Origin of the sequence: Azohydromonas lata (genome assembly GCF_034427735.1) — a bacterium.
GTDB lineage: Bacteria > Pseudomonadota > Gammaproteobacteria > Burkholderiales > Burkholderiaceae_C > Azohydromonas > Azohydromonas lata.
The window spans coordinates 1-222 of sequence record NZ_JAXOJX010000288.1; the positions used below are offsets into that span (position 1 = coordinate 1).

Genomic DNA, 222 nt, shown 5'->3' on the forward strand with positions numbered 1-222 from the left:
GACCGTGAACACCGGCGTGCCGGCCAGCTCCATACCTGCGGGCAGCGTGTCGGCGAATTGCACCGTCTGCGCCGCCTGCGGGCCGTTGTTGCGCACCGCCACCAGCCAATCGAACGGCTGGCCCGAGACGGCCGCGGCCTGCGCCGTGGCGGTACCCGTGGCCACCGCCGTCTTGCTGGCCACCTGCACGTCGGCCTTGTCCACGGCGCTGACGCTGCCGCT

The 222-nt window shown here is 73.0% G+C and carries 1 protein-coding gene; it reads right to left on the reverse strand.

Features of this window, described 5'->3' with window-relative positions:
- Nucleotides 1–222: hypothetical protein (locus SM757_RS35425; protein WP_322468931.1), on the reverse strand; the 222-nt coding region annotated here is incomplete at both ends.